Source organism: Pontibacter brevis (genome assembly GCF_054779655.1).
Genome location: NZ_BAAGXV010000049.1, coordinates 1 through 6675 on the forward strand (window position 1 = coordinate 1; position 6675 = coordinate 6675).

General features: G+C 50.8%; 8 protein-coding genes. All 8 read right to left on the minus strand.

Translation table 11 applies throughout. The features are described 5' to 3' along the window. Positions 1–78: 78 nt before the first annotated feature. The 8 genes from ACYVB1_RS13070 to ACYVB1_RS13105 all read right to left on the minus strand — a co-directional run bounded on the left by ACYVB1_RS13070 (position 79) and on the right by ACYVB1_RS13105 (position 6405). Positions 79–738 carry an ABC transporter permease subunit gene (locus ACYVB1_RS13070; protein WP_460924198.1) on the minus strand — a complete coding sequence of 220 codons (660 nt, stop codon included), beginning with the start codon at positions 736–738 and terminating at the stop codon, positions 79–81. Between the two features lie 3 nt (positions 739–741). Further along, positions 742–2154, minus strand: coding sequence for an ABC transporter permease (locus ACYVB1_RS13075; protein WP_460924200.1), 1413 nt, complete (start codon positions 2152–2154; stop codon positions 742–744). A 1-nt stretch (position 2155) separates the two neighbouring features. Next, a complete protein-coding gene (locus ACYVB1_RS13080) occupies positions 2156–2866 on the minus strand; it encodes an ABC transporter ATP-binding protein (RefSeq protein ID WP_460924202.1) in 711 nt (236 codons plus the stop codon). A gap of 195 nt (positions 2867–3061) precedes the next feature. After that, positions 3062–4345: a TonB-dependent siderophore receptor gene (locus ACYVB1_RS13085; protein WP_460924204.1), complete on the minus strand. Its 1284-nt coding sequence runs from the start codon at positions 4343–4345 to the stop codon at positions 3062–3064. Further along, entirely contained in the window at positions 4342–5160 is an 819-nt protein-coding gene (locus ACYVB1_RS13090; RefSeq protein ID WP_460924206.1) for a TonB-dependent siderophore receptor, read from the minus strand. Before ACYVB1_RS13090 ends, ACYVB1_RS13085 begins: the two co-directional genes overlap by 4 nt. A 31-nt stretch (positions 5161–5191) precedes the next feature. Then, the gene (locus tag ACYVB1_RS13095) at positions 5192–5494 is read right to left on the minus strand and encodes a carboxypeptidase-like regulatory domain-containing protein (protein ID WP_460924208.1); all 303 of its coding nucleotides are present in this window, start codon (positions 5492–5494) and stop codon (positions 5192–5194) included. A gap of 21 nt (positions 5495–5515) precedes the next feature. Continuing rightward, positions 5516–5977: a hypothetical protein gene (locus tag ACYVB1_RS13100; RefSeq protein WP_460924210.1), complete on the minus strand. Its 462-nt coding sequence runs from the start codon at positions 5975–5977 to the stop codon at positions 5516–5518. A gap of 113 nt (positions 5978–6090) precedes the next feature. Continuing rightward, positions 6091–6405 (minus strand): hypothetical protein, encoded by a 315-nt coding sequence (locus ACYVB1_RS13105; protein ID WP_460924212.1) that lies wholly within the window; start codon positions 6403–6405, stop codon positions 6091–6093. Between the last annotated feature and the right edge of the window lie 270 nt (positions 6406–6675).

A 6675-nucleotide genomic window follows, 5' to 3' on the forward strand; every position in this document is an offset into this window, starting at 1 on the left:
CATTGGGTGTCGGTTAAGTCGCTTGGGTAAGCCATAAGTCTGCAAACTTTTCTTACCCAACAACCGGCACCTATTTTTTTACTCAACTAAATCAAAACAGCCTCTTACATCGGGTGTTACCTGTCCCCACACGAAGGCAGCAACAGAAAGCAGCAGCGCCAGCCCCAGCACCAGTATCATCCGGAACATAAGCTTGGCTCCTACTAACAGCGGCAGGCCAATAGGCTGCGACAGCAACAAAGGCAAAGTGCCCTGCTCCTTTTCCGCCGAAAGTATGTTAAAGCAAAGCCCGATGATGAGCAAAGGAAACAGGTATACCAGCACAAAAGCCAGGTCGAAGTTGCCGGAAAGCACTTTCAGCGGGTTGATGTTTTCCGATTCGTACAGCTGCGACTGCAGGTTGAGCAGGCGCAGCTTGATGTAGTAAGGATTCACATCCCGTTGCCCCATAGAGAGGCCGGCCCAGGAGCCGGGGTGGTTTACGGCGAAGGTGGAGTGGTAGTAGCCAATGTCCCCCGCATCCGCATCGCCTGGAAACTTCTCTTTCATTTCCTCCACGTTATGCTCCGTCAGCACGTCGAGCGCTGCTATGTTTTCGCGCTGCCTCTCTATCTCCGTTGTGCCGTAGTAAATACCGTACAGGCCTGCGAACAGTGTCAGCAGGGTGAGTATCAGCAGCCCTTTATCGGCCCTGAAGTTGAGCCATTCGTATTTTATCAGTATCCGGAATCTTTTCATCTCTTAAGCAATTTTTGTTTTGTCTATCAGCCTGAGGCCAAGCGTGCATACCAGCACCAGCCACAACAGCAGGGCTACAAGCGACACCACATGGTTACCCAGTGCCCATCCGGCATGGGGCGTTTCATACTCGAAAGGCTTAAAGTTTTTCCAGGTGTCCCCGCTCAGGCGTGTTTCTTTGTCGCCATACTTGAGCTGGGTAGCCTGGATGTGGTTCAGCTCCTGCGACTGGTTAAAACGGTACTGCTCAGCCATATTCTGAAAGTGGATGTAGTCGGAACCAGCCATACTCATAGACAGGTGGCGCACCGCCAGGTAAGGGTTCAGCAAACCTGCATATTCCGAGATGCGGTTCTGGCTTTTGAAGATGCCTGTCAGCTCATTGAAATGCTCCTGATACACCCTTGTGCTGTGCTCTTCTCCTGCCGCCATGTGTATGCCATCGAAATTAACAGGAAGTTCTTCCAGCGTAGCTACCTTGTACTTCTTCAGCAATTCCTGTTTCAGTGCCTCCACGCGTTCGTCGCTTGAATTGTGCCCGTCTATACCTTTGGTTACCTCCTCATGCACAGCGGCATCCATTTGCGCTTTGGTAGGTGTAGTGTAAAGATTCGCTCCCAGGTTGGCTGTTGCTTTAGGTGTTATCACGCAGAAGAGAATCCAGATGCCCAGCAAGGAGACCAAAGCTGTGCTGAAACGCTGGTGCAAAGCCGACACCACCACCGACAGTACAATAAAGAGAAAGAAATACACCAGGTAGAACAGCATAAAAAGCAGCAGCCTTACCAGCAGGTCGCCGTCCAGCTCAAAGCCGCCCCTGCCAAACAGCAGCAGGCTAGCCATAACCAAAGCAGGTGCCACTACCAGCGCCACTACCTTACAGTAGCCCGCTATTTTTGCCCAGGCCACCTGCCGCAGCGACCCGCCCTGGCTTAGCAATATCTTTAAGGTTCCTGTCTCCCTCTGTTGCGTAAAAGCGCCGAAACAAAGGAAAATAATGAGCAGCGGCAGGAGCATTTGCAGCACAAATGCCACTGTTATTTCGCCGAAGCGGATGAGCGAGGCGGACTGCTGCGCCTGGCTGAAGTTGGCGCTGTTTTGCCGGTGCGCTTCCATGTACACGGAGGCTCCTGTGTAGGAGTCCATGCCAAAATCCAGGAAGCTGATACTTGACTTTGGGCGGAAAGCATAGGAACCGTAGTGGGCCATGCGGTGTGGGTGGCGGTCTGCAGCGTTGGCAAACTGGTCGTTTACCGTCTGCTGCGCCACATCGCGTTCTTCCTGAAGTGTTGTATAACTGTGCAGCCCCACGATGGTAGCCGCCAGCAGCAACAGCAGCACAATCACGCTCAGGGCCACAAAGCGGCTGTCGCGGAGGGTGCTGATGAATTCTTTTTTGGCGATGCTTTTTACCATGTTATACGTGCATGTAGTTTAAGTATAGTTTCTCCAGTTCATTGGCATTTAATTCGGCTGCAGAAAGCACGTCTACCAATTCTCCATCCCGCATGATGCCTACCCGGGTCCCCACTTCCTTCGATCTGAAAATATCGTGCGTCGCCATAAATATGGCGGTGCCCGCATCGCTGAGTTGCAGCAGCAATTCCGAAAATTCATTGCTGGCTTTTGGGTCGAGGCCTGAGGTTGGCTCATCGAGCAATAGTACCTTGGCATGCTTCGCCACGGCAATGGCAATGCCCACTTTCTGGCGCATCCCTTTGGAGTAACCCCCTACCCTGCGGCTGGCGGCTTCGGCTGGCAAGCCAGCCCGCACCAGGTAGTGCATCAGTTCGTTTTTGGAGTACTCGAACCCTGCCAGGCTACTGAACAGCGCCAGGTTTTCCAGCCCCGTCAGGTTAGGGTACAGCATCACGTTTTCGGGTATGTAAGCCAGGTATTCTTTTATTTTGGTCACGTTGGTGGCTACCTCCAATCCATTGATGTAAGCCGCTCCGGAGGTTGGCTTTATAAAACCGAGGAACAGGTTGAGTGTAGTTGATTTACCAGCGCCGTTCTGGCCCAAAAGGCAGAAAATCTCCCCTGCCTGTATTTGTAGGTTCAGGCCTTTGAGCGCCAGTTTGTCCTGGTACTGCTTCGCGAGTTGTCTAGCTTCTAATACAATGTTCATATGTAGGTTAGATATTTTAATTTTGGTCAGTGGAAAAACTATCCCCTAGAGGGGATTATAGGGGTTTTACTATAACTGAATCTGGCTGTGGTGTAGGTTCAACCACCTATCTGTACCGTTGCAACTCTGTTGTTCCTACCACTGGTGCGGGCTTGCAGCTCGTACCAGCCCCCACTTACCAGCCAATCATTTTCATCAAAACGTATAAGCTACTGTCGTCATGAAATTTAGGGGGGCACCCGGGCTGGCACGGAAGTAGTCGTAGCCGCCGACAAAGTAGCGCTCATTCAACACATTGTTCAGGTTAAAGCTGAACTTGAACTTGTTGACGTTGTAAAACAGGGCGGCATTTGCCACAGTGTAAGAAGGCCAGTAGTCCCAGATTAATTCTCCTGTGTTCACGGCACTTACCAGTGTTTCCATTCTTCGCTCGCCCACATAATTACCACCGACTGCCAACCCAACTCCTCTTAAAGCCGGTATGGTGAAGGTATATTTTGCCCACAGCCCTGCCGAATACCTGGGTGCATTGGCCGCCATTATGCCATTTTCTGCAGGCAAGTCAGAGTGCAGTACCTCGGTATGGTTGAAAGCATAGTTGGCATTCAGGTTGAAGTTCGGCAGAATGTTTCCGGTTAATTCCAACTCGGCACCTTGTGAGCGGGTTCTGCCATTCTGCCTGTATATAGGGTTTCCTTCCTCTGTGAGCTGAAAGGTATTCACCAGCGTATTGCGCTTCTCAATCTGGTAGAAGGAAAGTGTGGCAAACAAGGCTTTCTGACAGAACTCCTCTTTCAGGCCTGTTTCTACCTGGTAGCTGCTTTCATTGCGGAAGGGCTCGCTTCGGCCATAGCGTTCCGGGTACTTGATGTACTGCGGGTTAACAGGCCGGAAGCCCTGGCTGTAAGAGGCAAAGTAGTTCAGGTTGTCGAGCAGCGAATAGGTTAACCCAGCCCGTGGCAAAAGCACGTCCTGCGCTATTTTTTCTTCGCCATCGCCATAGTCCCGCTCGTCGCGGAACATCTCGTAGCGTAAGCCCAGCAACAGGCCCAGTCTTTTAGTAATATCCAGCTGATCCTGCACATACAAGCCGGTGGTGTGATATACATTGTTGATGTAGTCGATAAAGAACTGCGGTATCGGCCGGCGAATGTAGTTGCTCGGGTTCTTTACCTCGTACAAAGGGCTCTTCAGGTCAAAAGTTAAAGGTACCGCTTCGCCATTCACCAGCTGTTGACGCGCCTCGAACATGGTGCTGTTCTTGTCGGTGTCGAACTTCACATAATCGGCTCCTAACACAATTTTATGACGGATGCTGCCTGTATGGCGGGCAAGGGATGCGTAGGCAGAGAGATTGTCCGTGTACTCCTTGGCCAGGCGCTCAAAATAAAGCAGGTTCATCACCGTGTTCAGCGGTGCATCGGCAAAGGTGTTCAGCGTGCGGTGCTCCTGGATGTCCTCCGCGTAAGCAAACTTCATATACGCCACATTGAAAAAAGCCACTCGTTTATTTTATGGTTCAGCGAGGCGTTGAGCGACAGGTCCTTCACCTTAAAATGATCGTTCGGCTGATTTACGGAGAAGGAAAAAGGAAGCGCGAACAGGTCCCCTCCCTGTATGGGCAGGCCACGGTCCAGGTAGCCATTAAAGCTGCTGTACACCACTTCTGCGTTGATAATGGTTTTATCTGTTGGCCTGAACGTAACGGTTGGGGCAATCAGAAGCGACTGCCGGTCGTTCACATCCCGAAAGGTCTTGGTATTTTCGTAGCCAACATTCAAACGATACAACAGGGACTTATCTTCGTTCAAAGCCCCTGTAAAATCCAACGCAGAGCGCATCGTCTGGAAGCTGCCCACGGAGAAGCTGACCGCTTTACGTTCTTCCTCCAGTGGCTTTTTCGTGACCATGTTCACCGTTCCGCCCGGGTTGATGTCGCCATACAAGGCCGCGCCAGGTCCCTTCAGCACCTCTACCCTTTCCAGGTTTGCTGTAAGTGGCACCCTGAAGAAGCCATTGCCATAGCTGTAACCCGAGCGCAAGCCATTTACCAGGCGAAAGCCGCTTTCGTAGCCATTGCGGAAGCCGCGCACCGTTAAATCATCGTAACCGAAATACTGGTTTACGCCCGCCACATTCTGCACCACATCGTTCAGGGTAAAGGCCTGCTGGTCTTCCATCAGCTCTTTTGTAACCGATGAAATAGTCTGTGGCACGTCTATCACCAGGCTGGCAGTTTTCGTGCCGATAAAGCTGTATTCGCTTTTGTAGGTCGTTTCCTTTCGGCCCAGCACCTCCACCTCCTGCAGCGCATTAGAGCTGGCGTCAAGGGTAAAGCGAACAGACGCCGTTTGGGGCTCCGGCGCTCAATACCACCTGCCGGGTCACGACGCCGAAACCCAGACCCTGTGCAATAACGGTATATTCACCAAATCCTAAACCGCCTATACTGAAGGCTCCGTCAGAACCCGTAATGGTTGACTGGCTACTTTCTTTCAGCACAACCGAGACACCTTCAATGCCGCTTCCGTCTTTTGCGGTTACGCTGCCGCTTATGGCGCCGGAGTGCTGCGCCTGTACCGCCAGCTGGAAGAACACCAGCAGCAGCACACACATATATTCTTTCATGTTGATTTCGAAATTTGAATGTCAGGCAGCCGTACCTACCTTTAGAAAAGGCAGTTCATTCTGGCGTACCTGTTTTAAAAAAGATTTTAATCTATATGGCTGATGCTGAATAAACCATCGCCTTTCTTCACAGGTGGATTTAAGGTTTTGTAGAGGATAACGCCGTCTGTCGGGCAGGTGACATCTGTCACCTGATTGCCGAAGAGGTCGGTGATGATAGCCCAGCTTCATGCTTTTCTTTACATAGTCGCCGCTGGTGAGGTCGCTGTAGAAAAAGCCTTCGTGCTCGCTGCTAACGGAGGTGCGCTGCGGTATCATCACCGGATTTTCCACCGGGGCTGGCTTGCCTTCCTGTATCTGCAGGTGGCGCACCAGGCTGAGCAGTGCTTCCTGAATCTGCAGCACCGGCTTATCTTCCACAATGCCCATTCTGCCGCACGCAATATCCACGGCCGGAATGTTGCGCCTGGTTATGGCTTGCAAAACTCACCAGATAAAGCATAGCATAGGTTACAGACTACCTGCTTTCAGGTAATCTGTGAAAAGCAATTCCAGCAATTGGCTGTGCTCAATGCGGATACATTCTGAAGGAATGATTAGGCTACAGGAGGGCCCCGAAGATAAGTGTTGTTGGGAAATGTAAACTTCCAAACGAAATCGTAAGGTTGTATGTAGCAGCCACTTTGTGGTGCTAAAGCAAGATCATAGGAAAAGTGAGGAGCAAGAAAGAAATTACCGCAGTAATCGTCCACTTCACAATGGATGTGCATTGTGCCGACTGTTGCTTCTGCCTGCACCTTGTCCTCTGTGTGCTGGTGGGCATGCAGCAATAAAATCGCATCTTCAGGCATTAGTACCCGGAAGAGGAGCACTAAGAGCAGGTAGGCGATATATTGCTGTAAGTTGCGCATCTACTAAAACAGGCTGCTTTAAAATATCTTTCGTTTATCAGCCATTAAGTAAGGCGGGAAGACATTGACATGGCTTCACCGTTCATGTGCCGCAATGTTAACCATAACAATTTATGTTTGCCACTTACTTGCAATAATAACAGATAATGTACAGCGCATTTTTTGAGTAGAGGCTATCTCAAAAATGGGAATCCCAGCTTGAGTTAATATGTTGGTTTCTCATGGAGTTGACAAACGAGCAATGGGAAAGGGTAAAAGACCTTGTGCCAG

Excerpts from the sequence above, each read along its gene's own strand:
- ACYVB1_RS13070 (WP_460924198.1), bottom strand. The coding sequence starts at position 738 with ATGAAAAGATTCCGGATACTGATAAAATACGAATGGCTCAACTTCAGG.
- ACYVB1_RS13075 (WP_460924200.1), bottom strand. The coding sequence starts at position 2,154 with ATGGTAAAAAGCATCGCCAAAAAAGAATTCATCAGCACCCTCCGCGAC.
- ACYVB1_RS13080 (WP_460924202.1), bottom strand. The coding sequence starts at position 2,866 with ATGAACATTGTATTAGAAGCTAGACAACTCGCGAAGCAGTACCAGGAC.
- ACYVB1_RS13085 (WP_460924204.1), bottom strand. The coding sequence starts at position 4,345 with ATGAAGTTTGCTTACGCGGAGGACATCCAGGAGCACCGCACGCTGAAC.
- ACYVB1_RS13095 (WP_460924208.1), bottom strand. The coding sequence starts at position 5,494 with ATGAAAGAATATATGTGTGTGCTGCTGCTGGTGTTCTTCCAGCTGGCG.
- ACYVB1_RS13105 (WP_460924212.1), bottom strand. The coding sequence starts at position 6,405 with ATGCGCAACTTACAGCAATATATCGCCTACCTGCTCTTAGTGCTCCTC.